This is a genomic window from Stutzerimonas azotifigens DSM 17556, assembly GCF_000425625.1.
In the GTDB taxonomy this organism is placed as follows: domain Bacteria; phylum Pseudomonadota; class Gammaproteobacteria; order Pseudomonadales; family Pseudomonadaceae; genus Stutzerimonas; species Stutzerimonas azotifigens.
Genome location: NZ_AUDU01000045.1, coordinates 32975 through 57941 on the forward strand (window position 1 = coordinate 32975; position 24967 = coordinate 57941).

General features: G+C 69.5%; 21 protein-coding genes. 11 read left to right on the plus strand and 10 right to left on the minus strand.

Going from position 1 to position 24967, the window contains the following annotated elements:
• Window positions 1-522: 522 nt before the first annotated feature.
• The 4 genes from H610_RS0104895 to H610_RS0104910 are packed head-to-tail and all read left to right on the plus strand — an operon-like array spanning window position 523 to window position 5283.
• On the plus strand, window positions 523-2061 hold the full coding sequence (locus tag H610_RS0104895) for an MBOAT family O-acyltransferase (RefSeq protein WP_028238645.1): 1539 nt from the start codon (window positions 523-525) through the stop codon (window positions 2059-2061).
• A 21-nt stretch (window positions 2062-2082) separates the two neighbouring features.
• Window positions 2083-4008 carry an HAD-IIIC family phosphatase gene (locus H610_RS0104900; RefSeq protein WP_043237666.1) on the plus strand — a complete coding sequence of 642 codons (1926 nt, stop codon included), beginning with the start codon at window positions 2083-2085 and terminating at the stop codon, window positions 4006-4008.
• Window positions 4005-4253, plus strand: coding sequence for an acyl carrier protein (locus H610_RS0104905; RefSeq protein WP_028238647.1), 249 nt, complete (start codon window positions 4005-4007; stop codon window positions 4251-4253). Before H610_RS0104900 ends, H610_RS0104905 begins: the two co-directional genes overlap by 4 nt.
• A gap of 4 nt (window positions 4254-4257) precedes the next feature.
• Entirely contained in the window at window positions 4258-5283 is a 1026-nt protein-coding gene (locus H610_RS0104910; protein ID WP_028238648.1) for a hypothetical protein, read from the plus strand.
• A gap of 51 nt (window positions 5284-5334) precedes the next feature.
• Here the strand turns inward: H610_RS0104910 and H610_RS0104915 are convergent, their stop codons facing one another.
• A complete protein-coding gene (locus H610_RS0104915) occupies window positions 5335-6504 on the minus strand; it encodes an NAD(P)-dependent oxidoreductase (protein ID WP_028238649.1) in 1170 nt (389 codons plus the stop codon).
• A gap of 152 nt (window positions 6505-6656) precedes the next feature.
• A complete protein-coding gene (rfbD, locus tag H610_RS23270) occupies window positions 6657-7595 on the minus strand; it encodes a dTDP-4-dehydrorhamnose reductase (protein WP_051231509.1) in 939 nt (312 codons plus the stop codon).
• Between the two features lie 651 nt (window positions 7596-8246).
• Between rfbD and nirB the strand changes: the two genes are divergently transcribed.
• The 4 genes from nirB (at window position 8247) to H610_RS0104940 (ending at window position 13856) form a co-directional block, all read left to right on the plus strand.
• A complete protein-coding gene (gene nirB / locus H610_RS0104925; protein WP_028238650.1) occupies window positions 8247-10805 on the plus strand; it encodes a nitrite reductase large subunit NirB in 2559 nt (852 codons plus the stop codon).
• Entirely contained in the window at window positions 10805-11188 is a 384-nt protein-coding gene (nirD, locus tag H610_RS0104930; protein ID WP_028238651.1) for a nitrite reductase small subunit NirD, read from the plus strand. Before nirB ends, nirD begins: the two co-directional genes overlap by 1 nt.
• Window positions 11189-11257: 69 nt before the next feature.
• Entirely contained in the window at window positions 11258-12070 is an 813-nt protein-coding gene (locus H610_RS0104935; protein WP_028238652.1) for a formate/nitrite transporter family protein, read from the plus strand.
• A gap of 55 nt (window positions 12071-12125) precedes the next feature.
• Entirely contained in the window at window positions 12126-13856 is a 1731-nt protein-coding gene (locus H610_RS0104940) for a bifunctional protein-serine/threonine kinase/phosphatase (protein ID WP_028238653.1), read from the plus strand.
• A 404-nt stretch (window positions 13857-14260) separates the two neighbouring features.
• Here the strand turns inward: H610_RS0104940 and H610_RS0104945 are convergent, their stop codons facing one another.
• The 7 genes from H610_RS0104945 to ppa all read right to left on the minus strand — a co-directional run bounded on the left by H610_RS0104945 (window position 14261) and on the right by ppa (window position 19275).
• Window positions 14261-14749, minus strand: coding sequence for a copper chaperone PCu(A)C (locus H610_RS0104945; RefSeq protein WP_028238654.1), 489 nt, complete (start codon window positions 14747-14749; stop codon window positions 14261-14263).
• 114 nt (window positions 14750-14863) lie between these two features.
• On the minus strand, window positions 14864-15250 hold the full coding sequence (locus H610_RS24515; protein ID WP_051231511.1) for a hypothetical protein: 387 nt from the start codon (window positions 15248-15250) through the stop codon (window positions 14864-14866).
• Window positions 15251-15340: 90 nt separating this feature from the next.
• A complete protein-coding gene (locus H610_RS0104955; RefSeq protein WP_028238655.1) occupies window positions 15341-16804 on the minus strand; it encodes a YncE family protein in 1464 nt (487 codons plus the stop codon).
• 13 nt (window positions 16805-16817) lie between these two features.
• Window positions 16818-17240: a DUF305 domain-containing protein gene (locus H610_RS23280; protein ID WP_043237670.1), complete on the minus strand. Its 423-nt coding sequence runs from the start codon at window positions 17238-17240 to the stop codon at window positions 16818-16820.
• Between the two features lie 68 nt (window positions 17241-17308).
• Entirely contained in the window at window positions 17309-18061 is a 753-nt protein-coding gene (locus H610_RS0104965; RefSeq protein ID WP_028238656.1) for an anti-sigma factor family protein, read from the minus strand.
• The gene (locus H610_RS0104970; RefSeq protein ID WP_028238657.1) at window positions 18058-18570 is read right to left on the minus strand and encodes a sigma-70 family RNA polymerase sigma factor; all 513 of its coding nucleotides are present in this window, start codon (window positions 18568-18570) and stop codon (window positions 18058-18060) included. The genes H610_RS0104965 and H610_RS0104970 overlap by 4 nt, the downstream gene beginning before the upstream one ends.
• Window positions 18571-18747: 177 nt before the next feature.
• Window positions 18748-19275, minus strand: coding sequence for an inorganic diphosphatase (ppa, locus tag H610_RS0104975; RefSeq protein WP_028238658.1), 528 nt, complete (start codon window positions 19273-19275; stop codon window positions 18748-18750).
• A 303-nt stretch (window positions 19276-19578) separates the two neighbouring features.
• Between ppa and H610_RS0104980 the strand changes: the two genes are divergently transcribed.
• Genes H610_RS0104980 through H610_RS0104990 form a run of 3 tightly spaced genes read left to right on the plus strand, consistent with a single transcriptional unit; the run spans window position 19579 to window position 23290 of the window.
• Entirely contained in the window at window positions 19579-20109 is a 531-nt protein-coding gene (locus H610_RS0104980) for a (2Fe-2S)-binding protein (RefSeq protein WP_051231512.1), read from the plus strand.
• Entirely contained in the window at window positions 20106-21092 is a 987-nt protein-coding gene (locus H610_RS0104985; protein ID WP_028238660.1) for an FAD binding domain-containing protein, read from the plus strand. Before H610_RS0104980 ends, H610_RS0104985 begins: the two co-directional genes overlap by 4 nt.
• On the plus strand, window positions 21089-23290 hold the full coding sequence (locus H610_RS0104990; RefSeq protein ID WP_028238661.1) for a xanthine dehydrogenase family protein molybdopterin-binding subunit: 2202 nt from the start codon (window positions 21089-21091) through the stop codon (window positions 23288-23290). Before H610_RS0104985 ends, H610_RS0104990 begins: the two co-directional genes overlap by 4 nt.
• Window positions 23291-23687: 397 nt before the next feature.
• Here H610_RS0104990 and H610_RS0105000 read toward each other — a convergent pair whose 3' ends face one another.
• Complete coding sequence (locus H610_RS0105000) at window positions 23688-24923, minus strand: MFS transporter (protein WP_028238662.1); 1236 nt, start codon at window positions 24921-24923, stop codon at window positions 23688-23690.
• Window positions 24924-24967 lie beyond the last annotated feature (44 nt).

The window sequence follows — 24967 nt, forward strand, 5'->3', positions numbered from 1 at the left end:
AGGGGGAGGGTTTGTGTACGCGTCCCTCATCCGGCCCTGCGGGCCACCCTCTCCCGGAGGGAGAAGGGAAAGCTGGAGGCTGGGCACCTACCCCTGTAGGAGCAGGCGTTGCCTGTGACCGCCATCTCAGCGATCTTGACCGCGAGCGGGCCTGCGCGAAAACCAGAGCCGCGTGGCACAGGGGCGCGCTGCTCACCACTTTTGCGGATACATCCGAGCCCACCTCTCCCTTCATCGGATTTCTCCCGGGAAGTGAGAACACGCGCAACTTTTTCTTACAAACTCCAGTCGCATGCCAGGCGAGGCCAAGAACAAGCAGCCGAAGGCAAGGGCTTTCGGCGGACAAGGGCCCGCCCACTTTGCACCGCTGCACTGCAGCAGCCCAAAGGGATGTACGCCTGCAGCAGTCCCGCAGGACGGATCAGCGATAGCCACTCACGCGGGTTATCAAGGTGCGGGATGCCCGGCTTTCGGCCGGCATACACCCCTTGCCACGGAGTGGCGGTTTTAGGGATCAGGACGATGCTGTTCAACTCTGTGGTGTTCATCGCCGGATTCCTTCCGGTGGTACTGCTTGGTTTCTTTCTTCTCGCCGGCACTGGCCGGCAGCGCCTGGCAGCCCTCTGGCTGACGCTCGCCTCGCTGGTGTTCTACGGCTGGTGGAACCCGCTCTACGTGCCGCTGCTGGTCGGCAGCATCCTGTTCAACTACGCCCTCGGCGGCTACCTGCGCGAGCACCCGTCGCGGCTGGTGCTGGGGCTGGGCGTGGCGGCCAACGTCGCGCTGCTCGGCTACTACAAGTACACGGGATTCCTGCTCGGCACGCTGGACGCAGCCTTCGATCTGGGCTGGACGTTCGGCGACATCCTCCTGCCGCTGGCGATCTCTTTCTTCACCTTCCAGCAGATCGCCTACCTGGTGGACGCCCACGACGGCGCGGTGAACGAGCACGACTTCGTCAACTACGCGCTGTTCATCACCTTCTTCCCGCAGCTGATCGCCGGACCCATCACCCACCACGGCGAGATGCTCAGGCAGTTCAACGACCCGGCCACCTTCCGCCTGCGGCTGGACAACCTGTCGCTCGGCGTCACGGTGTTCCTGCTCGGGCTGTTCAAGAAGGTGATCATCGCCGACCCGCTGGGCGAGAAGGCCTCGCCGATCTTCGCCGTGGCCGCCGGCGGCAGCGTGCCGGCGCTCTACGACGCCTGGACCGGTGCGCTGGCCTACACGCTGCAGATCTACTTCGACTTCTCCGGCTACAGCGACATGGCCATCGGCCTCGGCCTGATGTTCGGCGTGGCGCTGCCGGTGAACTTCGACAGCCCGTTCAAGGCGCGCAACGTGATCGAGTACTGGTCGCGCTGGCACATGACGCTGACCCGCTTCCTCACCGCCTACATCTACAACCCGGTCGTGCTGCGCGTGACCCGCGCGCGCCTGGCCGCCGGCAAGCCGCAGCCGCGCCGGGGCAGGATGACCGCCGGCACCTTCGTCGCCCTGGTGGCCTACCCGACGCTGCTGACCATGTTCATTTCCGGCGTGTGGCACGGCGCCGGCTGGCAGTTCGTGGTGTTCGGCCTGCTGCACGGCTTCTACCTGGTGGTGGCCCACGGCTGGCGCGCCTGGAAGGTACGCCAGGGGCGCAAGCTCGACAGCGACAGGCCGCTGCACCAGGCGCTGGCGGTGCTGCTGACCTTCCTCTGCGTGGTGGTGGCGATGGTGTTCTTCCGCGCGCCGGACGTCCCCACGGCGCTGGCCATGCTCGGCGGCATGGCCGGGTTCAGCGAGCTCTCCACCGACTTCGACAAGTCCGACTTCCTCACCCTCGCGCTGCTGCTCGCCTTCGTCTGGCTGATGCCGAACATCCAGCAGTGGATGGCGCACTTCCGCACCGCGCTGGATGCCCGCCCGCGCGAGCACTGGCTGCTGCAGTGGCTTCCGGCCGCCGGCTGGAGCCCCAGCCCGGTGATCGGCATGGCCCTCGGCGTGCTGGGCTTCTTCGCGCTGGCCGTGGCCTTCTCGGTGGCGCCGACGGAATTCCTCTACTTCCAGTTCTGAACCGCAACTCGGGAGCACCTGATGGAACAGCTTCTCTGGCTTCCCCCTCATTCGGAACTCGGCGCCGCGATCGGCGCGGCCAAGCGCGAACCGGACCCCGTGGCACGGCTGCAGGAGGCCATTCGCCTGACCGGCTTCCGCCGCGACTTCACCCAGACCGCACGCCTCGACCGGTTGGCCGCCGAGGCCCTGGCCGACCCCACCAGCGGCGCGCTGGCGCCGCTCGGGCTGACACCGCTGCGGGTGGCGCTGCTGGCCTCGCACACGGTCGACCACCTGCTGCCGGCGATCCGCGTCGCCGGGCTGCAGCGGCGCCTGGCGCTGTCGTTGCACGTCTCGCCCTACGGCCTGTACCGCCAGGCCCTGCTGGGCGAGGATGCCGCGCTCGCCGCCTTCGCCCCGCAGGCCGTGGTGCTGGCGCTGGATGCGCGCGACGCGCCGCTGCAGCTGCCGCTGGATGCCGCCGAGGCCGAGGTGGACGCGGCGGTGCGGGCGCGCGTGGACGAGCTGCGTCTGCTCTGGCGGCGCGCCCGCGAGCGCTACGCCGCACAGGTGATCCAGCAGACCCTGGTGCCGGTCGACCCGCTGCTGTTCGGCGCCTTCGAGGCGCTGGTGCCGGCCTCGCCCTATGCGCTGACCGAACGCCTGAACGACGCCATCCGCCGCGCTGCGCGGGAGGAGGGCGTGCTCCTGATGGACCTGGCCTGGCAGGCGGCGCAGGGCGCCTATGGCAACGGCCTGGCCGATCCGGTGCGCTGGCACCAGGCCAAGCAACTGGTCGGCCCGGAGCTGGCGCCGCTGTACGGCGACCACCTGGCACGCATCCTCGCCGCCGGCGCCGGGCTGTCGCGCAAGTGCCTGGTGCTCGACCTGGACAACACGCTGTGGGGCGGGGTGATCGGCGACGACGGGCTGGAGGGCATCAAGCTCGGCCAGGGCAGCCCGACCGGCGAGGCCTTCCTCGCCTTCCAGCGCTACGCGGCGCTGCTCGCCCGGCGCGGGATCATCCTCGCGGTATGCAGCAAGAACGACCTGGCGGTGGCCGAATCGGTGTTCGAACGGCACCCGGACATGGCGCTCAGGCGCAGCGACATCGCCGCCTTCGTCGCCAACTGGGAAGACAAGGCCGGCAACCTGCGGCGCATCGCGCAGTTGCTCGACATCGGCCTGGACAGCCTGGTGTTCGTCGACGATAACCCGGCCGAACGTGACATCGTCCGCCGCGAGCTGCCGATGGTGGCGGTGCCCGAGCTGCCCGACGACGTCGCCGAATACCCGGCGCGGGTCGCCGCCGCCGGCTACTTCGAGGCGGTCGCCTTCACCGCCGACGACACCGCCCGGGCGCGCAGCTATGCGCAGAATGCCGAACGCAAGGCGGCGCTGTCGCAGGCCACCGATATGGAAGGCTACCTGCGCGGGTTGCAGATGGTGCTCACCGCGAGCGCCATCGGCCCCACCGAACTGCCGCGCGCCACCCAACTGCTGAACAAGACCAACCAGTTCAACCTCACCACCCGCCGCTACGCCGAGGCCGAGGTCGCGCGCATCGCCGACGACCCGCGCAGCGTCGCGCTGGCCCTGCGCCTGGCCGACAAGTTCGGCGACAACGGCCTGATCAGCGTGGTGCTGGCGCGTCCCGACCCGGCGCTGGCCGACGACGAGCTGCTGATCGACAGCTGGCTGATGAGCTGCCGCGTGCTCGGCCGCCAGGTCGAGTCGGCTGTGCTCGAGGTGCTCGCCGGCGCCGCCGCCGAGGCCGGCTACCGCGCGCTGATCGGCGAATACCGGCCGACCGCGCGCAACGGCATGGTCGCCGAACATTATCCGCGCCTGGGCTTCGAGCCGTGGCCGGCGCCCGCCGGGGCGTCGGACGAGGCGAGCTTCTGGCGCTACGAACTGGACGGGTGGCGCCCTGCCGCTCATTTCATGGAGGTAAAGAGAACATGACCGAAGCGGAAGTACTGAATGCGCTGACCCCGGTGTTTCGCGACGTCTTCGATGACGACGACATCGTGCTGACGCCCGAGACCACGGCCGACGACATCGACGGCTGGGACAGCCAGGCCCACGTGATCCTCATCGTGGCCGCCGAACAGCGCTTCGGGGTCAAGTTCCGCACCGCGGAGCTGGAGTCGCTGCGCAACGTCGGCCATTTCGCCCAGCTGATCAGCGCCAAGCTGAAAGGACGTTGACGCCATGCTGCACACCGCGGAGCTGAAAGAGGGATCGGCTGCCCGCCCCAAGGGCGAAGGGGCGGCCTCGGCGGGCATCGGGCCGCGCTACCTGCTGGCGCTCGGCGCCGGTCTGTTCGGCGCCCTGGGCGCATTCTGCCTGTTCCTGGGCGGCCTGAACGCCACCGACAACCTGCCGCCGCCGGCGTTTTCCAACAGCCTGTGCGTGGACGAGAAGCTCAACTTTCTGCGTCGCCACCCGGTGACCGACCCGGATCTGCTGGTGATCGGCTCGTCGGTGGCCTGGCGGCATTTCGACGGTGCCGCCATCGTCCACGCCTCGCCGGCGACCCGGCCGCTAAACGGCGCCTTCTGCGGACTGCACGCCAACCAGGCGGTGTACGTCGGCAACTGGCTGCTGGACCGCGAGCCGAGCATCCGGCGGGTGGTGATGATCGTCGATCCACAGGACTTCGCCGGCTGCTGGCGGGTGCGCGATGCGGTCTTCGATCGCCGGGACGCCGACGCCTACGTGTACGGCCAGGCGTCGCCCTGGTGGTACTACGTGCGCTACTTCGCGCCGGTGTCGCTGGTGCGCAACGCCCTGAGCGTGAAGGCCCAGCGCGCCGCGCAGATCGAGATGGACCCGCTGGTGTTCAGCCGCTACGGCGATGGACCGCTGCAGACGGCGAGCAGCCGCGGGCTGTATTACGGCCACCCCGAGGCGCTGGATCGCAGCTGTTTCGCGGCCCTGCAATCGCTGGCCACGCGCCTGCACGGCGAGGGCCGCGAGCTGACGGTGGTCTCCACCCCGCTGCATCCGGAGTGGAAGGCCCGGCACGATCCGGACGGGCTGTTCCTCGCCGACTTCGACAGCCGCCTGCTCGGCTCGCTGAAAGGCACGCCGGCGCAGTACTGGAATGCCGACCGCGAGTGGAACGCCTCGACCGACGCCTTCGTCGACGCCATCCACCTGCGCTGGTCGGCGGCGCGGGATTTCTCGGTGGCGCTGGCGCAGCAGCTCTACGGGGCGCGGGCCGGGATGGACTGAAGGGCGGGCGCCGGGGCCCGGTGCGGGCTCTCGGCGCCGGGGTGGAAGGGCTCAGCTGGTATGCGCGCAGCGCTCCGGCGCGTCCCAGTCGCCGTTCGGCGCCGGCGGCTCGCCAAGCGCGCGGCGCTGCTGCAGGACGATGTCCAGCGCGCGGCTGGGCAGCAGGTCGACGTCGTCGAAGGTGATCAACTGGCCGGGTTCCACGGCGCGCTTGAGCGCGGTCTTGCGCAGCAGGCCGATCGGCACGTGATCCGGGTGGTCGGCCAGGCGCAGGGCCTCGCCGCGGAACTGGAAGCCGCCGATGCCGCGCTCGACCAGCTCGCCCGGCTTCATCGCGCGCTTGGCGATGGCGCCCACGCCGAGGGTCGGCGTGGTGGAGTTGTTCAGCAGCACGCCGCCGCCGGCGAACACCCGGCGGATGGTCTTGCCCACCTCCAGCGAGCAGAGGTGGAAGGGCCGGGTCAGCACGTAGTAGGGGCCGGGGCCGAGCTTGAAGTACTCCAGCGCCGGCGCCTGGTCCTCGTCGTGGCGGCAGACCAGGAACACGCCGCCGGCCGGGTAGCCGTCGGGCACCACGTAGTCCACCAGCGGCTGGCCGAGGCCCTCGGCGATCAGGCCCAGGGCGTTGGCACTGTGGGTCAGGTCGCTGGAGCTCATGCCTTCGAGCCCCTGGCGGCTGATGGTGGCGCCGAAGCCGTTGCCGACCACCACCTGTTCGATCTGTACCTTGGTGCCGTCGGTGAAGGAGGTGGTCTGCTCGACGCTGATGCCCTGGCGCCTGGCCCAGTAGGCCATCTCCTCCGGAGTCGGGTTGTGGTTGAGGAAGCCCTTCATGTTGCCGTAGACCAGCGGGCGGAAGCCCATCTGCATGGCGTCCTCGTGCAGCGCGGCGAGCGAGCCGGGCTGGTCGCCCTCGGCCTCGGTCAGCAGCCCCTTGCCGGCCAGGTAGGAGCCGGTGGTGACCTGCAGTTCGGCGTTCACCGTGACCACCGGCAGGCCGGCCTCGAAGGCGCGCTCGATCACCTCGGTGCCGAAGAACACGTCCCCGGTGCACTCGACGATCAGGTCGGAGTGATCGATCAGCTCGTCGATCGAGTTGGTCAGCGCTTCCGGCAGCGGGAAACCGTCCAGGTCGGCGATGCGCCGGCGGGTGAGGACGCGGGTGAGTTCCAGGTCCGGGCAGTGGCGCATCAACAGCCTGACGAGGGCGTGGGAAATCATCCCTGTGCCTGAGATGCCGACTCTTCTTGTGTTTGTGCTGGACATGACGGTTTCCGTACGCGGGGCCTCTGCATGAGACCGTGCGGGACGGCAAAGGGTTTCCGCCGATCTGGCATCTGGCCAGTCCGGTGTCGAACGGGCGGGAAGGGCACTCATCGGTAGACCCGGTAGGGCACCCGGCTGGGTGCGGGGTGGAAGGGCCTGGCCGGCAGCTCGCCGAGCAGCTGGATCACGTGCGGCAGCTCGTTGCGCCAGGAGCGGGGAACGATGCCGAAGGTGCGCTCGATGCGCTCGCAGTCGAGTACCGACCAGGCCGGGCGCGGGGCCCGGCGCGGCAGCCGCTCGCTGGAGATCGGCCAGACGCGCGGACTGCGGGACAGCAGACCGTGCCGAACGGCCTGCTCGAAGATGGCCACGGCGAAGGCGTGCCAGGAGCAGGGTTCGCGGCTGCAGTAGTGATAGGTGCCCCACTCGAGCGAGCCCAGCAGCTGGTAGCGGTGCGCCAGCTGGACCAGCACCCGGGCGATGCTCTGCGCGCGGGTCGGGCAGCCGATCTGGTCGTCCACCACGAACAGTTCGTTGGCCTTGCCGCCGAGCTTGAGCATGGTCTTGACGAAGTTGTTGCCGTACAGGCCATAGACCCAGCTGGTGCGCAGGATCAGGTGCTGCTCGTGGGTGGTCTGGATCGCCTGCTCGCCGGCCAGGCGGGTGGCCCCGTAGACACCGGTCGGCTCGGTCGGATCGGTCTCGCGCAGCGGCCGTCCCGGGGCGCCAGAGAACACGTAGTCGCTGGAGACGTGGAACAGCGGAATGCCGAAGGAAGCCGCGGCGCGCGCCAGGTTGCCCGGGCCGCGGGCGTTGACCGCGCGAGCCTGGGCCACCTCGGCTTCGGCATGGTCGAGGTTGGTGTAGGCAGCGGCATTGATCAGCAGGTCCGGGCGGTGGCGCGCCAGCGCCGTGTCGACCTGGTCGCTGCGGGTGATGTCCAGGGCGTCGTGGCCCATGGCGATCGCCTGGTAGCCGAGGCTCGCCGCCTGCACCACCAGGGCCTGGCCGACCTGGCCGCCGGCACCGCAGACGAGCAGCTTCATGGCCGGGCCTCGTGCGGCTGGCGAACGTCGGGCAGGCGGTGGGAAAGCGGGATCGGGCGCATGGTTCGGTCTCTACGGGGCGAGGAACGTTGCCTATCGCCGGAGGGCTGTCTCACAGACCGCGACCAGGGGGCGCGGTTCAGCCGCCGGATGCGCCATCGTTGACCGGCGGGCCCCGGCTCGCAGGCCCCCGGTGGCGAGCCAGAGCGTCCGTCTGCCCCAAAAAGGTGAGCAAAAAATCCTTTCCGCCTGCATCTGGTGCAATCCAGCCCCCGCAGCGTTCGACGACCTTCGCTCGGCGCCGGCTGCAATACGCCGCTTCGCTTGGCAGCCTCGAAGCGGCGCCCCAGGCCGATGCGGACGCAATCGTCGTCTCCCCGTCGCGCGGCCATCGCGGCGTTGGAAAAGAACCTGGCACGCATGCTGCTACGTCCATCCCGTCCCGGTCTCGCCCGGGATGTCCCGAACGATCTCATCGATCGCAGGCTGCGGCCCGGGACCGGCGGATCGGACAGCGTGGTCCGGTTGATCGCCCCACCACAATCCAGACATCAGGCAAAGGCGCCTGGAGCCACTCGCTGGCTCCGGGCGCTTTTTTTTTGCGTTTTAGCCAGCCTCGCTGGCGGCGGCATCGAATCGAGAGGAACGGCTATGAACTCCATCGTCACGTCGATCAAGAGCGAACGGCTGGTCATCGTCGGCAACGGCATGGTCGGCCATCACTGCGTCGAGCAACTGATCGAGCGCGGCGTGACCGGCCGCTGCGAAGTTCACCTGTTCGGCGAAGAGCGCCAGCGCGCCTACGACCGCGTGCACCTGTCCGAGTACTTCGGCGGTCGCGACGCCGACTCGCTGGCTCTGTGCGAGGCCGATTACTACGCCCGCCACGGCGTGCAGGCCCACCTCGGGGTGCAGGTGCTTCAGATCGACCGCGCCCGCCGCGAGGTGGTGACCTGCGAAGGTCGCCAGCCCTACGACAGGCTCATCCTGGCCACCGGTTCCTATCCCTTCGTGCCGCCGATCGCCGGCGCCGAGGGCAATTCGCGGCTGGTCTACCGCACCCTCGACGACCTCGACGCCATCCGCGCCGCCGCACAGGGCGCGCGCCGTGGCGTGGTGGTCGGCGGTGGGCTGCTCGGTCTGGAGGCGGCCAATGCGCTCAAATCCCTGGGCCTGGAAGCCCACGTGGTCGAATTCGCGCCGCGGCTGATGCCGGTGCAGCTCGACGCCGAGGGCGGAGCGGCGCTCAAGGCGCGCATCGAGGCGCTGGGCGTCGGCGTGCACCTGTCGCGCGCCACCCAGGAGATCGTCATCGGTGAGGAATACGCCTACCGCATGAACTTCCAGGACGGCGAGTTCCTGGAAACCGACCTGATCGTCTTCTCCGCCGGCATCCGCCCGCAGGACGCCCTGGCCCGCGCCGCCGGGCTGGAGCTGGGCGCGCGCGGCGGGGTGGCGGTGGACAACGACTGCCGTACCTCGGACCCGGCCATCTACGCCGTCGGCGAATGCGCCGCCTGGAACGGCAGCGTGTTCGGCCTGGTCGCCCCCGGCTACAGCATGGCCCGCACCGTCGCCGCGCAGCTGGCCGGCGAGGCGCACGCGCCCTTCACCGGTGCCGACATGTCCACCAAGCTCAAGCTGTTGGGCGTGGACGTCGGCTCCATCGGCGACGCCCAGGGCGCCACCCCGGGCAGCAAGAGCTACCGTTTCATCGACGAGGCCAGCGCCAGCTACCGCCGCCTGGTGGTCTCGCCGGACGGCAAGACGGTGATCGGCGCCGTGCTGGTCGGCGACAACAGCTACTACGACACCCTGCTGCAGTACGCGCAGAACGGCATCAGGCTGCCGGCCGAACCCTCGGGCCTGATCCTGCCAGTCGGCGAGGGCGCCCCGGCGCTCGGCGCCGATGCGCTGCCGGACACCGCGACCATTTGCTCCTGCCACAACGTCAGCAAGGGCGCGGTGTGCTGCCAGGTCGACGCCGGTGTCATCGACCTCGGCGAACTCAAGGCCGCGACCAAGGCCGCCACCGGCTGCGGCGGCTGCGCGGCGCTCCTGAAGCAGGTCTTCGAGCACGAGCTCAGCGCCCGTGGCGTCGAGGTGGACAAGAGCCTGTGCGAGCACTTCGCCCATACCCGTCAGGCGCTCTACGGCATCGTGCGCGTCGAGGGCATCAGGAGTTTCGAGGAACTGCTTGCCAGGCACGGGCGCGGGCACGTGGGCTGCGATATCTGCAAGCCGGCGGTGGGCTCGATCCTCGCCTCCTGCTGGAACCAGCCGATCACCGATCCGGCGCTGATTCCGTTGCAGGACACCAACGATACATTCATGGCGAACATGCAGAAGAACGGCACCTACTCCATCGTGCCGCGCATTGCCGGTGGCGAGATCACCCCCGACAAGCTCATCGTGCTCGGCGAGGTGGCGAAGAAATACGACCTCTACACCAAGATCACCGGCGGCCAGCGCATCGACCTGTTCGGCGCCCAGCTGCACCAGCTGCCGGACATCTGGGGCGAGCTGATCGCCGCCGGCTTCGAGACCGGCCACGCCTACGGCAAGAGCCTGCGCACGGTGAAATCCTGCGTCGGCAGCACCTGGTGCCGCTACGGCGTGCAGGACAGCGTCGGCATGGCGCTGTTCCTGGAGAACCGCTACAAGGGCCTGCGCGCCCCGCACAAGATCAAGTTCGCCGTCAGCGGTTGTACCCGCGAATGCGCGGAGGCGCAAAGCAAGGACGTCGGCGTGATCGCCACCGACAAGGGCTGGAACCTCTACGTCGCCGGCAACGGCGGCATGCGCCCGCGCCACGCGGAGCTGCTGGCCACCGACCTCGATGACGAGACCCTGGTGCGCTACATCGACCGCTTCCTGATGTTCTACGTGCGCACCGCCGACCGCCTGCAGCGCACCTCGGTCTGGCGCGAGTCGCTCGAAGGCGGGCTGGACTACCTGAAGGAAGTGATCGTCGCGGACAGCCTGAACCTCGCCGCCGAGCTCGAGGCGCAGATGCAGCACGTGGTCGACACCTACGAATGCGAGTGGGCCAATGCGCTCAAGGACGAGGAGAAGCTCAAGCGCTTCCGCACCTTCGTCAACGACGCGCGCCCCGACCCGGACATCCATTTCGTCAAGGAGCGCGGACAGCGTCGCCCGGCCCGCGCTTCCGAACTCCATCTCATCCCCGTTGCCGAGGAGGTCGTCTGATGAGCCAGCCCACCGCCGTACGTGTCGAGTCCCCATCCGCCCGCGCCGCCCACTGGCGCCCGCTGTGCAGCCGCCGCGACCTGGTCGCCAACTCCGGCGTGGTCGCCTGGCTCGACGGCGAGCAGGTGGCGCTGTTCCACCTGCCCGACAGCGAGACCGGCGAGCAGGTGTTCGCCATCGCCAACAAGGACCCGAAATCCGGTGCCAACGTGATTGGCCGCGGCCTCCTCGGCCAGCTCAAGGGCGACCTGGTGATCGCTTCGCCGCTGTACAAGCAGCACTTCCGCCTGGCCGACGGCGGTTGCCTCGAATATCCCGAGCAGCGCCTTAAGGTCTGGCCGGTGCGGCTCAACGGCGATGCCGTGGAAGTCGGCATCGAGTGACGAACGAGGCCCGGACGGTCCGGGCCGGCGAATTCCCTTTTTAAACAGTCAATACCCCGGAGACATTCCATGTCCTACATCGTCCCCTCGGAGTTCGCCACCAAGATGGTGGACGCCGGCGAATCGAAGATCTTCATGTCCACCCGCGACACCCTGATCCGCGCCTACATGGCCGGCGCCATCCTCGCCCTGGCGGCGGTATTCGCCGTGACCATCACCGTGCAGACCGGCGAGCCGCTGGTCGGCGCCATGCTCTTCCCGGTGGGCTTCGTCATGCTCTACCTGATGGGCTTCGACCTGCTCACCGGCGTCTTCGTGCTGGCGCCGCTGGCGCTGCTGGACCGCCGCCCGGGCGTGACCGTCAAGGGCGTGCTGCGCAACTGGGGCCTGGTGTTCGTCGGCAACTTCGTCGGCGCGCTGACCGTGGCGGTGATGATGGCCTTCGTCTTCACCATGGGCTTTTCCACCGAGCCCGGCGCGGTCGGCGAGAAGCTCTCCAGCATCGGCGAGGCGCGCACCCTGGGTTATGCCGAGTACGGCCTGGCCGGCTGGCTGACCATCTTCATCCGCGGCATGCTGTGCAACTGGATGGTGTCCATGGGCGTGGTCGGGGCGATGATCTCCACCAACGTCAGCGGCAAGGTCATCGCCATGTGGATGCCGATCATGCTGTTCTTCTACATGGCCTTCGAGCACTCGGTGGTGAACATGTTTCTGTTCCCGACCGCCATGCTCATGGGCGGCGACTTTTCGATCATGGACTACATGATCTGGAACGAAATCCCCACGGCACTGGGCAACCTGGTCGGCGGCCTGGCCTTCACCGGCCTGACCCTCTACGCCACCCACGTGCGCACCGGCGCCAAGCGCGTCGCCGCCTGATCCCTTGCAGGCGCCCCGGCCTTCGCGCAGGGCCGGGGCGCCGTCGTGTCCGCACATGAGCAACCGACTCGTCGTCTCCCTCGGCCAGCATTCGGCGGGCGGCCGCAAGGCCGTCAACCAGGACTTCCACGGCGCCCTGGTGCCGAACCCGCCGCTGCTCGGCAGCAAGGGCATCGTCGCCGCGCTGGCCGACGGCATCAGCAGCAGCGCGGTCAGCCAGGTGGCCAGCGAGTCGGCGGTCAAGGGCTTTCTCGAGGACTACTACGCCACCTCGGAAACCTGGTCGGTGAAGAAATCCGCCGAACGCGTGCTGCGCGCCCTCAACTCCTGGCTGCATGCCCAGACACGGCAGAGCCAGTACCGCTACGACCGCGACCGCGGCTACGTCTGCACCTTCAGCGCCCTGGTGCTCAAGTCCGCCACCGCCTACCTGTTCCATGTCGGCGACGCCCGCATCTGGCGCCTGCGCGGTGACGCGCTGGAGCCGCTGACCGAGGACCACCGTGTCTGGGTGTCCTCCGAGACCAGCTACCTCGGCCGCGCGCTGGGCATCGACTCACGCCTGGAAATCGATTACCGCGCCCTGCCGGTCGAGCCCGGCGACCTCTTCCTGCTGACCACCGACGGCGTGCACGAGCACCTGGCAGCGGCCGACATGCTGGCGCTGCTGCGGGGACACGGCGGCGACCTCGATGCGGCCGCGCGGGCGCTGGTGGAGCGGGCGCTGGCCAACGGCAGCGACGACAACCTCACCGCGCAGGTCCTGCGCATCGAGGCGGTACCCGACGGCGAGGCCCGCGAGCAGTTGCGCCGGGCCGACGAACTGCCGCTGCCGCCGCTGCTGCAGGCACGCGACCGCTTCGACGGCTACAGCATCGTCCGTGAGCTGCACGCCAGCAGCCGCAGCCACCTGTACCTGGCGCTGGACGAGGCGACGGGCACGCCGGTGGCGCTCAAGACGCCCTCGATCGACCAGCAGCATGACCGCGCCTACCGCGAGCGCTTCCTGCTCGAGGAATGGATCGCCCGGCGCATCCACAGCCCGCACGTGCTCCAGGCGGGGCTGCCGGAGCGGCGGCGCAACTACCTGTACAGCGTGACCGAGCTGATCGAAGGCCAGACCCTGGCGCAATGGATGATCGATCACCCGCGGCCGGACCTGGAGACCGTGCGCGGCATCGTCGAGCAGATCGCCCGCGGCCTGCGCGCCTTCCACCGGTTGGAGATGCTGCACCAGGACCTGCGCCCGCAGAACCTGATGATCGACGCCACCGGCACCCTGAAGATCATAGACTTCGGTTCGACGCGGGTGGCCGGGCTGCTGGAGACCGGCCCGGCGGCCGGTGCCGACGACATCCTCGGCACCGCCGCCTACACCGCGCCCGAGTATTTCCTCGGCGAGGGCGGCACGCCGCGTTCGGACCAGTTCTCGCTGGCGGTGATCGCCTACCAGCTGCTCGGCGACGGGCAACTGCCCTACGGCACCGCGGTCGCCGGCGCGCGCACCCGCGCGGCACAGAAGCGCCTGCGCTACCGGCCGCTGCACGACGGCGAAAGGGCGATCCCCGCCTGGATCGACGAGGTGCTGAAGAAGGCGCTGCACCCGGACCCGTACCGGCGCTACGAGGCACTCTCGGAATTCGTCCACGACCTGCGCCACCCCAGCCGGACCTACCTGGCGCGGACCCGCCCGCCGCTGATGGAGCGAAACCCGGTGCTGTTCTGGAAGTGCGTCTCGCTGCTGCTGGCGATCGTCGTCGGCGTGCTGCTGGCGCGCGGCGGCTGACGACGGGCACCTCAGCGCCGTGGGCGTGGGTGGGCGTAGGGTGGGCTTTAGCCCACCGACTGCTGAAAGCCGTGGCCTCTCTGGTGGGCTGAAGCCCACCCTACGCGAACGCCGCCCGACCCATCTACGAGATTCGGCATCTGCCCTTTCCCTTCTCCCCGCGGGAGAAGGTGGCCCGCAGGGCCGGATGAGGGAAGGCATTCCACCAATGCTCTTCGGGCAGGCGATGCCTGCCATCGCCGCCAGGGGGGCGCAATCCACAGGGATATGGTGAATGCCGCAAGCCCGTCAGGAGCGGGCGCGGCCTCCCACAAAAGCGTCCGAGCCGCACGCTGTCGGAGGCCGACCTCGAGGCGAGTTTGCCTAAGCGAACGGCATTACACCCTAAGGCGCCGCCGGTCGCCTCAGTGGGCGTGATGGCCGGCGCCGTGCGCCGCCGGGGCTGGCGCCTGTGCGGTCACCGGCACCTCCAGCTCGATCTCGCCGGCGTGCTCGAAGCGCAGCGTCAGCGGGAAGCGTTCGCCATCCTTCAGCGGCTGCTTCAAGCCGAACAGCATGACGTGGTAGCCCATGGGCGCAAAGGCCACCTCGCCGCCGGCCGGCACCACCACGCTCCCGACCTGGCGCATCTTCATCAGCCCGTCGACCTGCGCATGCTCATGCACCTCGGCCTTGTCGGCCACCGGCGTCTCGGCGCCGACCAGCCGGTCGTCCTCGGCGCCCTCGTTGTGCAGGGTGAAATAGGCCGCGCCGTTCGGCAGCCCGGGCGGCGTGGCCCGCGCCCAGGCGTTCTCGACGCGCAGGCTGGCGTGAGGGTGGTCATCGTGCGCCAGCGCCGCCAGCGGGGCGGTGAGCAGGGCGGCGGTGAGGGTCATGAGGGCGGGCAGTTTCATGTCGGTTTCCTTGTCGATGCGCGCGACGGCCGTCGCGCGAGAGCGGATCGCTGATCAGGCCCGCGGACGGCGGGCATCCTGTTCGAAGGGGCGGAGTCGGCGCTGGTCGCGCGTTCACGCATTCGGCAGCGGCGAGGCGCGTGGGGCGAGCGCCGGGCGCAGCAGGCGCGGCGAGGCGCCGGGCCATTGGGCGAGCGCCGCGGGCGAGGGCGCTTCGCCGGCCAGCAGCCCCAGGCCACCGGCATCGAAGGGGGCGAGCGTCGGCCCGAAGGACGAGCACAGCGGACAGGCATGCAACGAGCTGACCTCCGCCATCGGCGATGCGAGTTCCACGGCGGGACCGGTCGACAGGCTGTGCGAGCAGAACCCGCCGTCAGTCAGCCCGCTCAGCGCCAGCCCTGCGGCCTGCCCGTGATGCAGGCCGCAGGCGAGCAGCCCCAGCAGCAGGCCGAGAGAGAGCAGCCAGGCGGTCGTGAGGCGATGTGTGGTCGAGGAGGTCATGGCCAGGGACTCTAGCACCCGACCACAGTGCCCGGAAGACGTGGTATGCGCGCGGCCAACCACCGCCCGGCGTGCCAGGCGGTGCAACGCCTACATTGCCTGGCGCTGGATGACGCGGCCCGGTGCGCTGGCGCTGCCGGCGACGATCACCAGGTAGCGGCGCTGGCTCTCGGCCGGCTGCTGGACAACCTGCCGGAACGGCCCTACCGCGTTGACGATGGCGGCGCCCGCAGGGTTGCTGTTGAAGGCGGCCAGTGGCTGCAGCGCACCTTCGCCATCGGGGCGCTCGGCGAGCGCCAGCAGGTAAGGGTGTTTCGGCTCCAGACCGGTGACCGAGGCCTGCAGCACCTGCGACAACCCCTGTTCGAAGAGCGTGACCGTCGTCGGGGCGCGCTCGCCGGTGCCCCGTTGCGTCGATACCAGGCTCAGTTGCAGCGTCTCGGCTGCGACGCCGAGTGGTTGCAGATTGGCCCTGCCGTCGCCCTGCGGGACGGCCTGGGGAACGTAGACCACCGCCTGCGGGGCCTGGCCGATCGGCACGGTGCTCAGCAGCCGGTGCTCGAGCGCGTCGATCACCGCGAGGGCGTCGGCGTTTTCCAGTCCGACGTACATGCGCGTGCCGTCGGCGGAGGGCCAGAGGCCGTGCGGCAGGCGCCCCACGTCGAGAGTGGCGAGCTGCTCGAAGGTCCCGGCGTCGAACACCTTGACCTGATTCAGTCCGCCGAGGGTAACGTAGGCGAAGGTGCCGCGGGCGTTGTGGGCGAGATTCACGTGATTGGTGATCGGGCCGGTATCCAGGGTTGTGAGCAGGTGGAAGGGCGGTCGCGCGTCGAACACCTGGACCTTGCCCACGTCCTTCAGGGTCAGCCAGAGCTGCCTGCCGTCGGGTGAGGCCGCCAGGTTGGGGCAGAACGGGCTGGCCTGCGGCAGCGTCGCCACGACGCGGTGCTCGGCCACCTCGATCACGCTCGTCTGCGGGCTGAACGACGAGCACACGTAGCCATAGCGGCCATCGGGGGAGAAGATCTGCATGCCCGGGCCGGCCGGGACCCGGATGCGGGTCTTCTCCTCGAAGGTCCCTGCGTCCAGTACCGCGATGTAGTCCTCGCCACGCACCGTCACCCAGATTTCGCGGCCGTCGGGTGTATAGAAGGCTTCGTGCGGCGCGCGGCCGAGGTAGGTCACATGCCTGACTGCATTGGTCGCCGTGTCGATGAAGCTGACCGAATTCGAACCGATGGAGACCACCGCCAGCGTACGGTGATCCGGCGAAAAGCCGAGGCCGTGCACCAGCACCTGCCCCCGGTACAGCGGGCTGAGGTTGCCCGGCTGCGTCTCGCCGAGCCGGATCACGCCGAGCAGCTCGTTGCTCGCCGGATCGGTGACCGACACCGTGTTGGAAAACTGTTCGGCGGCATAGACGCGGTCGCGATGGCTGATCGGGATATCGGGTGCTTCCAGCAGGCCGGGCACCTGTCCGGCCAGCAGTGGTGCCGACAGGCCGGCGAGGGCGGTGGCAAGTGCCGTGCGCAGGAAAAGACGAGTGACGATCATCGGGGGCTCCAGGTCAGCGGTGGGTGTGGGCAGGCTGGGAATCGGTTGGTGCCGCCGAGGTGGGTGCGGCGGGCAGCGGGTCGCCGATGGCCAGGCGCATCGCCGCGATCTCCTGTTGCTGGGTGATGATGATTTCCTGCGCCAGGCGTTTGAGGGGTTCGCTGCGACCGTAGCGGAGCATGGCCTTCGCCATGTCGATGGCGCCCTGGTGATGCGGCACCATCATTTCGACGAAGTCGCGGTCGACGTCGCCGCTCGGCTCCATGTGCATGGCGACCATCATGCGCGCCATGGCGGCGTTGTTTTCTGCGGTGAAACCGGGCGCTTCGGTCGGCGCGGCGGGCTGGTCGTCCTGGGCTGAGGCCATGCTCGCCCAGGCCAGCGCGCCGAGGGCGAGCGCGATGCGAGCGGTTGGGAGGATTGGTAGGTCGTCCATCGGTATTCCTGACAGGTGGTGGGGGTGCCTGTCAGGACGAGCCGCGCGCGCGGATATTCCGTGCGCTGTCAGATCAGCGGGGCCAGCGCCTGTTGTACGGCAGCCGAGCGCGGGCTGCTGCCGACGCTCACCACCGCATAGTGGTAGCTGCGATCGGCCCAGTATTGAGCCACCAGGCCGTCGTCGCGCCGGCTGCCGCGCCCGATGGCCGTACGTCCCGGCGGGCGGATGTAGAACAGTACCGTCTCGCCACGCTCATCCTTGTAGAGCACGACGGCGGCCGCGCCCTGTTCGGTGGCCATCAGGCGCGCGCCGACCGGGTGAAAGCCGTAAGGCCCCAGATCTGGCATCGGTGCGGCGGCGTCGAAATGGCGATCGAGCCAGTGCTGCAGCGCGCCGGGTTCATTGGCGGCGAAGTCCACCGGCGGTGCGTTTTCTCCGCTGAACAGGTGGTAGGCCTGCACCGCGTCGGCCATCGGCAGGCCCGGTGCCGGCGCGGCAAGCTCCCGGCCGTACCAGCCACCGGTGATACCGAGCCCCAGCGCCAGCATCAGCGAGGCGGCGGTCGCCAAGCGCCGCTGCCGGCGTTGCCTGAGTCCGCGGCGCAGCGCGGCCGGATCGAGGCGTGGTGCGGGCTCTGGTGACGGCAGAGCGGCCAAGGCCGCGCGCAGTTGCTGCGTTTCGGCCCGCAGCCTGGTGATCTCGCTGGCCAGCGAGGCATCGGTGGCTGCGAGCGCTTCGATCTCGGCCAGGCGCGTGGGGCTCAGTTCGCCGTCCAGGTAGGCGCTCAGTTCGTCCTGGCTGGGAGGGGTCGGCCTCATTTGAGTAATCGCACGGGTGGTAAATTGATCTGCCCTTCGCCGAGTGCACGCAACGCATGACGGGCACGCGAGAGGCGGGACATCACGGTGCCGATCGGAACGCCCAGGGCATCGGCGGCCTCGCGATAGCTTAGCCCCTCGACGCCCACCAACAGGAGCAGCGCCCGCTGCTCGGGCGCGAGTCTGGCGAAGGCTTCCAGCATGGAGCGCGCCTCGGCCACCTCCTCGGTGGCGGTCGTCTGCTCCTCGGCGTGGACGAACAGCGCCAGGATGCGTGCATAGCGCCGCTGACGTCGCTGGCCGTCGATGAATTGCCGGTACAGGATGGTGAACAGCCAGGCGCGCAGATCGCCGTCAGCCTGACGGGTGCCGCGCCAGGTCAACGCGCGCTCGACAGCCGACTGCACCAGGTCGTCCGCGCTGGCGCCGTGGCGTGTCAACCAGAGCGCGAACCGGCGTAGCCGAGGCAGCAGCGCGCGTAGCTGTTCGTCTGTGATGTCCTGACGCATCGGTTTGCACCGCCCGGATGGCTTGCTGACGAGAGCAGACGTTCGAGCGGCCGGTTTATTCCGCAACGATGAAAACTTGGTTAGAAAAGGCGACACATCCGCCTGCCGATCAGCCACTGGCTGCGTCATAGGCAATAAAAAGCCGGCTTGTGGCCGGCTTCCGGGGGTGGTGTCGACCTACTTCTGGTAAGCCGCAACCGCCTTGGTGATCTCGGCGCGGGCTTCTTCGGCGCCGCCCCAGCCTTCGACCTTCACCCACTTGCCCTTCTCGAGGTCCTTGTAGTTCTCGAAGAAGTGCTTGATCTGCTCGAGCAGCAGGGGCGGCAGGTCGGTGTATTCCTGGACGTCCTTGTACAGCACGCTCAGCTTGTCGTGCGGCACGGCGACCAGCTTGGCGTCGCCGCCGGCTTCGTCGGTCATGTGCAGCACGCCGACCGGGCGGGCGCGGATCACGGCGCCCGGCGCGACCGGGTAGGGGGTCACCACCAGCACGTCGAGCGGGTCGCCGTCGTCGGCCAGGGTGTTGGGGATGTAGCCGTAGTTGGCCGGATAGAACATCGGAGTGGCCATGAAGCGGTCGACGAACAGGCAGTCGCTGTCCTTGTCGATTTCGTACTTGATCGGGGCGTGGTTGGCCGGGATCTCGATCGCGACGTAGATGTCGTTGGGCAGGTCTTTGCCAGCCGGGATCTTGCTGTAGCTCATGGTCGATGGCTCCGTTATCGGCCGATGCGTGGCCAGGGGCGAAAAAAGCGGCCGCGATTATAGGCCGAACCCGGCGACCGTTGCCACGCTGCCGGGCTAGCCCATTGGTAGCGGTCGGGGCCGGTATTCGACGGCGCCGCGGGGGCGCGGTTCCTCGCCCGTCGCGGATTCGGACATCCGGCGCACGCAGCCCCGGCCAGCGGGGCGCCCGCTGAACATTTGCCGCCCGTGCGCAGTCGTACCCCCTAGAACGCGGACTGCCCGACTGCATGGAAGCGCCATCAGCCCAACCGTGAGGCTCCCATGAGCGCCAGACACCCTTGCACCGGGGGTGGCGGCATCGCCGCCCGCCCCGTCACGCTTGAACTCAACGGCCAGCACCGTTCCCTCGACGTCGAGCCCTGGACCACCCTGCTCGATCTGCTGCGCGAGCGACTCGGCCTGACCGGCACCAAGAAAGGCTGCGACCACGGCCAGTGCGGCGCCTGCACCGTGCTGGTGGACGGCAAGCGCATCAACGCCTGCCTGGCCCTGGCGGTGATGTGCGATGGCAAGCGCGTGACCACCATCGAGGGGCTGGCACGCGGCGACCAGCTGCACCCGATGCAGGCGGCCTTCGTCAGCCACGACGCCTTCCAGTGCGGATACTGCACGCCCGGGCAGATCTGCTCGGCGGTCGGCCTGGTGGCCGAAGGGCGGGCGCAGGGCCGCGACGACATCCGCGAGCAGATGAGCGGCAACATCTGCCGCTGCGGCGCCTACCCGAACATCCTCGCCGCCATCGAAGAGGCCGCGCCGCAGACCCGCGCGTGGCTGGAGGAGGGTGAGCGATGAACCCGTTCGACTATGCCTGCCCGAGCTCGGTGGACGAGGCGGTCGCCCTGGCCGGCCCGGACAGCCGCTTCATCGCCGGCGGCACCAACATCCTCGACCTGATGAAGGAGAACGTGCTGCGGCCCGGGCGGCTGATCGACATCACCCGGCTGCCGCTGGGCGAGATCGCCAGCACCCTCGAGGGCGGGCTGCGCATCGGCGCGCTGGTGAGCAACTCCGACCTGGCCTGGCACCCGGAGGTGCAGCACCGTTATCCGCTGCTGGCGCAGGCCATCCTCTCGGGCGCCTCGGCGCAGCTGCGCAACATGGCGACCACCGGCGGCAACCTGCTGCAGCGCACCCGCTGCTGGTACTTCTACGACACCGGCACGCCCTGCAACAAGCGCGAGCCCGGCTCCGGCTGCGGCGCGCGCGATGGTGTCAACCGCATGCACGCGATCCTCGGGGCGAGCGACGCCTGCGTCGCCGTGCACCCCTCGGACATGTGCGTGGCGCTGGCCGCGCTGGAGGCCCGGGTGCAGGTCAAGGGGCCGCACGGCGAGCGCAGCATCCTCTTCGAGGACTTCCACCGCCTGCCCGGCGACCAGCCCGAGCGCGACAACGTGCTTGCGGACGACGAGCTGATCACCGCGGTCGAGCTGCCCGCCGAAGGCTTCGCCAATCACAGCGCCTATCTCAAGGTCCGCGAGCGCGCCTCCTATGCCTTCGCGCTGGTCTCGGTGGCCGCCGCGCTCGACCTCGACGGCAACACCATCCGCCGGGCGCGCCTGGCCCTCGGCGGCGTTGCGCACAAGCCCTGGCGGCGCGAGAAGGCCGAGGCGCTGCTGGTCGGCCGGCGCGCCGAGGACGGCGCCTTCGCCCAGGCCGCCGAAGCGCTGCTCGAAGGCAGCCAGCCGCTGACCTACAACGCCTTCAAGCCGGAGCTCGCGCGCCGCGCGATCATCCGGGCCCTGACGGACGCCGCCGGAGGAACCGCCCGATGACCCCTTCGACTTCCCCGATGGGCCAGCCTCTGGATCGCGTCGACGGTCCGCTCAAGGTGACCGGCCAGGCCCGCTACGCCGCCGAGTTCGAGATTCCCGGCCTGCTTTACGGCAGCGTGGTCAACGGCACCATCGCCCGTGGCCGGGTGATCGCCATCGACAGCACGGCGGCCGAGGCCGTGCCCGGCGTGCGGCTGGTGCTGACCCACGAGAACCGCCCGCCGATCGCCAGCTACGACGAGCCCTACGAGGACGAGGATGCCGCCGAGGGCTCGCCCTTCCGGCCGCTATACAACGACCGCGTGCTCTACAGCGGCCAGCCGCTGGCGCTGGTGGTGGCCGAGAGCCTGGAGGCGGCGCGCCATGCCGCTTCGCTGGTGCGCATCGAGTACGAGGCCGAGCCGCACCAGACCGACCTCGCCCTGGTACGCGACCATGCCCATCCAGCGCCGGGGGAGGTGCCGTCGCGTGGCCATTTCGAGGACGCCTATCGCGGCGCGGCGCTGCAGGTCGAGCACCAGTACGGTACGCCGATCGAGCACCACAACCCGATGGAGCCGCATGCCTCCACCGTGCACTACCAGCCGGGCGGCGAGCTGCTGATCCACGACAAGACCCAGGGCGTGCAAAACTGCATGCAGTACGTGGAGAAGGTGTTCGGCCTGCAGGGCAAGGTGCGGGTGTGCGCGCCCTTCGTCGGCGGCGCCTTCGGCTCCGGGCTGCGACCGCAGTACCAGCTGCCGCTGGCGGTGATGGCCGCGCTCAGGCTCAAGCGCTCGGTGCGGGTCGAGCTCAAGCGCCAGCAGATGTTCACCTTCGGCTATCGGCCGCGCACCCTGCAGCGGCTGGCCATCGGCGCCTCGCCCAACGGGCAGCTGGAGGCGCTGTTCCACGGCTCGCTGGGGCAGACCTCGCGCTTCGAGGACTTCACCGAGCACGAAGTGGAATGGTCCGGCGCGCTGTACGCCTGCGATAACGTCAAACTCGAATACGAACTCGGTTCGCTGGACGTCTATACGCCGCTGGACATGCGCGCGCCCGGCGCGGCCGTGGGCGTCTACGCGCTGGAGATGGCGATGGACGAGGTGGCCTATGCGGCTGCCATCGACCCGCTGCAGCTGCGCCTGCGCAACTACACGGACATCAACGGCAACCAGGGCAAGCCCTATTCGAGCAAGGAGCTGCGCGCCTGCTACGAGCAGGGGGCCGAGCGCTTTGGCTGGTCGCGCCGGCCGCTGGAGCCGCGCAGCCTGCGCGAGGGCCGCGAGCTGATCGGCTGGGGCATGGCCACCGGCGTCTGGGAAGCGATGCAGATGCCGGCCAGCGCCAAGGCCTGCCTGGAAAGCGACGGCCGGCTGGTGGTCAGCAGCGCCACCGCCGACATCGGCACCGGCACCTACACCGCCATGACCCAGATCGCCGCCGACGCCCTGGGCCTGCCGGTCGACAAGGTGGAATTCCGCCTCGGCGACTCCGCGCTGCCGAAGGCGCCGCTGGAAGGCGGTTCGGCCACGGTGTCCTCGGTCGGCAGCGCGGTCAGCCGGGCCTGTGCCAGCCTGCGCCAGCACATCCTCGACGCCGCGCAGCAGACCCCGGCCTCGCCGTTCACCGGCGCCAGCCTGGACGACGTGAGCTTCGAGAACGGTGAACTGATCTCCCGACGCGACCCGCAGGCGCGCGTCAGCCTGGCGCAGGTCATCCAGACCAGCGGCACGCTTGAGGCCGAGGCCCGGGCCGAGCCGGGCGAGGAGCGCAAGAAGTGGGCGACCGGGACCCATTCGGCGGTGTTCGCCGAGGTGCGCGTGGACGAGGCGCTCGGCACCGTGCGGGTGACTCGCGTGGTCAGCGCGGTGGCGGCCGGGCGGGTGGTCAACCCGAAGACCGCCGCCAACCAGATCACCGGTGGGGTGGTCTGGGGCATCGGCATGGCGCTGCAAGAGGAGACCTGGACCGACCACCGGCTGGGCCGCTTCATGAACCACAACCTGGCCGAGTACCACGTGCCGGTGAACGCCGACGTCCACGACATCGAGGTGTTCTTCGTCGAAGAAGAGGACAGCGTGGTCAACGACCTGGGCTCCAAGGGCGTCGGCGAGATCGGCATCGTCGGCGTCGCGGCGGCCATCGCCAATGCCATCTACCACGCCACCGGCAAGCGCGTGCGCGACCTGCCGATCACGCCGGACAAGCTGATCTGAACATAGGGGTGGATGACGGCGAGGCCTCATCCACTTCGCTCGGCCCGCTGTCGCCGCGAGGGCGCGCCTCCCACAGGATCCAGTGGTGCCGTTTGCTTTCGTGGGAGGCCCGCCCTCGGGGCGATGCTCCTGTGGGCGGTACTGACCGTGAACGCTGCGACACCGCCGCCGGCCGTTATCGCGATCGAGACCGCTGCCACAGCGCGTAGGGTGGGTGGATGACGGCGCAGCCTCATCCGCCTCGCTCGGCCCGCTGTCGCCGCGAGGGCGCGCCTCCCACAGGTTCCGGTGGCACCGTTTGCCTTTGTGGGAGGCCCGCCCTCGGGGCGATGCTCTTTACGGGCGCCGCCGTGGCCAGGGTGGAAAACGCTTCGCGGTTTTCCACCCTACGTCTGCTTCAGGCCTGCTCCGGCTTGAGCTCGCTCATCCGGTCGCGCCGGGCCAGGGTCGGGAACAGCTTGATCCACAATCCGGCGATCGCCAGGGTGCCGGCGCCGCCGAGCACCACCGCCGGGACGGTACCGAACCAGGCGGCGGTCACGCCCGATTCGAACTCGCCGAGCTGGTTCGAGGCACCGATGAACAGGCCGTTCACCGCGCTGACCCGGCCGCGCATCTCATCCGGCGTCTCCAACTGCACGAAGGCGCCGCGGATGACCATGCTGATCATGTCCGCCGCGCCGAGCACCGCCAGCACCGCGAGCGAGAACCAGAACGAGGTGGACAGTCCGAAGGCGATGGTCGCCACGCCGAACACGCCGACGGCGGTGAACATCACCCGCCCGATGCGGCGCTCGATCGGAAAGCGCGCCAGCCAGAAGGCCATCGCCAGCGCGCCCGCGGCCGGGGCCGAGCGCAGCAGGCCGAGGCCCCAGGGGCCGGTGAGCAGGATGTCCCGGGCGAACACCGGCAGCAGCGCGGTGGCGCCGCCCAGCAGCACGGCGAACAGGTCCAGCGATATCGCCCCGAAGATGTCCCGGCGGCTGCGGATGAAACGGATGCCGGCGAGCAGCGAGTGCAGGCTGGCCTTCTCCTGCTTCAGCGGTTGCTGGCGTGCCGGCAGGCCGAGCACCAGGCACACCGCCAGGGCATAGAGCGCCACGCTCGGCCCGTAGGCCCAGACCTCGCCGAACGCGAACAGGAAGCCGCCGAGTGCCGGCGCGACGATGGTCGCGGTCTGCGTCGCCGAGGCGGAGGCGGCCACGGCGGCGGGGAACAGCCCGGCCGGGACGATGTTCGGCAGCAGCGCCTGGGTGGTCGGCATCTCGAAGGCGCGCGCGGTGCCGAAGACGAAGGCGATGACGAAGATCATCTCGCGGCTGACGCTGTCGGTGAGGCTGCCGATCACCAGCGCCAGCGCGGTCAGGCCCTGCACCGTCTGGCACAGCGCCGCCACCCTGCACCGGTCGAAGCGGTCGGCGACGTGCCCGGTGTGCAGCATGAAGAGGATGCGCGGGAGGAACTCGACCAGCCCCACCAGGCCCAGGTCCAGCACGCTGCCGGTCAGCGTGTAGAGGTGCCAGCCGATGGCCACGGTGATCATCTGGAAGGCGCTGGCGGTGAACACCCGGGCGAACCAGAAGCGCAGGAAGGGGCGATGACGACGTAGCTGCAGGCGGCTCTCGATGGACATGGGTGACGACTCCAGCGGGGGCGCCGAGGCTAGCACGCGCCCTG

Coding starts and splice junctions, on each gene's coding strand:
- H610_RS0104915 (WP_028238649.1), bottom strand. CDS start 6,504: ATGATTTCCCACGCCCTCGTCAGGCTGTTGATGCGCCACTGCCCGGAC.
- nirD (WP_028238651.1), top strand. CDS start 10,805: ATGAGCCAGCCCACCGCCGTACGTGTCGAGTCCCCATCCGCCCGCGCC.
- H610_RS0105000 (WP_028238662.1), bottom strand. CDS start 24,923: ATGTCCATCGAGAGCCGCCTGCAGCTACGTCGTCATCGCCCCTTCCTG.
- H610_RS0104945 (WP_028238654.1), bottom strand. CDS start 14,749: ATGAAACTGCCCGCCCTCATGACCCTCACCGCCGCCCTGCTCACCGCC.
- H610_RS0104970 (WP_028238657.1), bottom strand. CDS start 18,570: ATGCGTCAGGACATCACAGACGAACAGCTACGCGCGCTGCTGCCTCGG.
- H610_RS0104900 (WP_043237666.1), top strand. CDS start 2,083: ATGGAACAGCTTCTCTGGCTTCCCCCTCATTCGGAACTCGGCGCCGCG.
- H610_RS0104980 (WP_051231512.1), top strand. CDS start 19,579: ATGAGCGCCAGACACCCTTGCACCGGGGGTGGCGGCATCGCCGCCCGC.
- H610_RS0104935 (WP_028238652.1), top strand. CDS start 11,258: ATGTCCTACATCGTCCCCTCGGAGTTCGCCACCAAGATGGTGGACGCC.
- H610_RS0104895 (WP_028238645.1), top strand. CDS start 523: ATGCTGTTCAACTCTGTGGTGTTCATCGCCGGATTCCTTCCGGTGGTA.
- H610_RS0104985 (WP_028238660.1), top strand. CDS start 20,106: ATGAACCCGTTCGACTATGCCTGCCCGAGCTCGGTGGACGAGGCGGTC.
- H610_RS0104990 (WP_028238661.1), top strand. CDS start 21,089: ATGACCCCTTCGACTTCCCCGATGGGCCAGCCTCTGGATCGCGTCGAC.
- H610_RS0104905 (WP_028238647.1), top strand. CDS start 4,005: ATGACCGAAGCGGAAGTACTGAATGCGCTGACCCCGGTGTTTCGCGAC.
- nirB (WP_028238650.1), top strand. CDS start 8,247: ATGAACTCCATCGTCACGTCGATCAAGAGCGAACGGCTGGTCATCGTC.
- H610_RS0104955 (WP_028238655.1), bottom strand. CDS start 16,804: ATGATCGTCACTCGTCTTTTCCTGCGCACGGCACTTGCCACCGCCCTC.
- H610_RS24515 (WP_051231511.1), bottom strand. CDS start 15,250: ATGACCTCCTCGACCACACATCGCCTCACGACCGCCTGGCTGCTCTCT.
- rfbD (WP_051231509.1), bottom strand. CDS start 7,595: ATGAAGCTGCTCGTCTGCGGTGCCGGCGGCCAGGTCGGCCAGGCCCTG.
- H610_RS0104965 (WP_028238656.1), bottom strand. CDS start 18,061: ATGAGGCCGACCCCTCCCAGCCAGGACGAACTGAGCGCCTACCTGGAC.
- H610_RS0104940 (WP_028238653.1), top strand. CDS start 12,126: ATGAGCAACCGACTCGTCGTCTCCCTCGGCCAGCATTCGGCGGGCGGC.
- ppa (WP_028238658.1), bottom strand. CDS start 19,275: ATGAGCTACAGCAAGATCCCGGCTGGCAAAGACCTGCCCAACGACATC.
- H610_RS23280 (WP_043237670.1), bottom strand. CDS start 17,240: ATGGACGACCTACCAATCCTCCCAACCGCTCGCATCGCGCTCGCCCTC.
- H610_RS0104910 (WP_028238648.1), top strand. CDS start 4,258: ATGCTGCACACCGCGGAGCTGAAAGAGGGATCGGCTGCCCGCCCCAAG.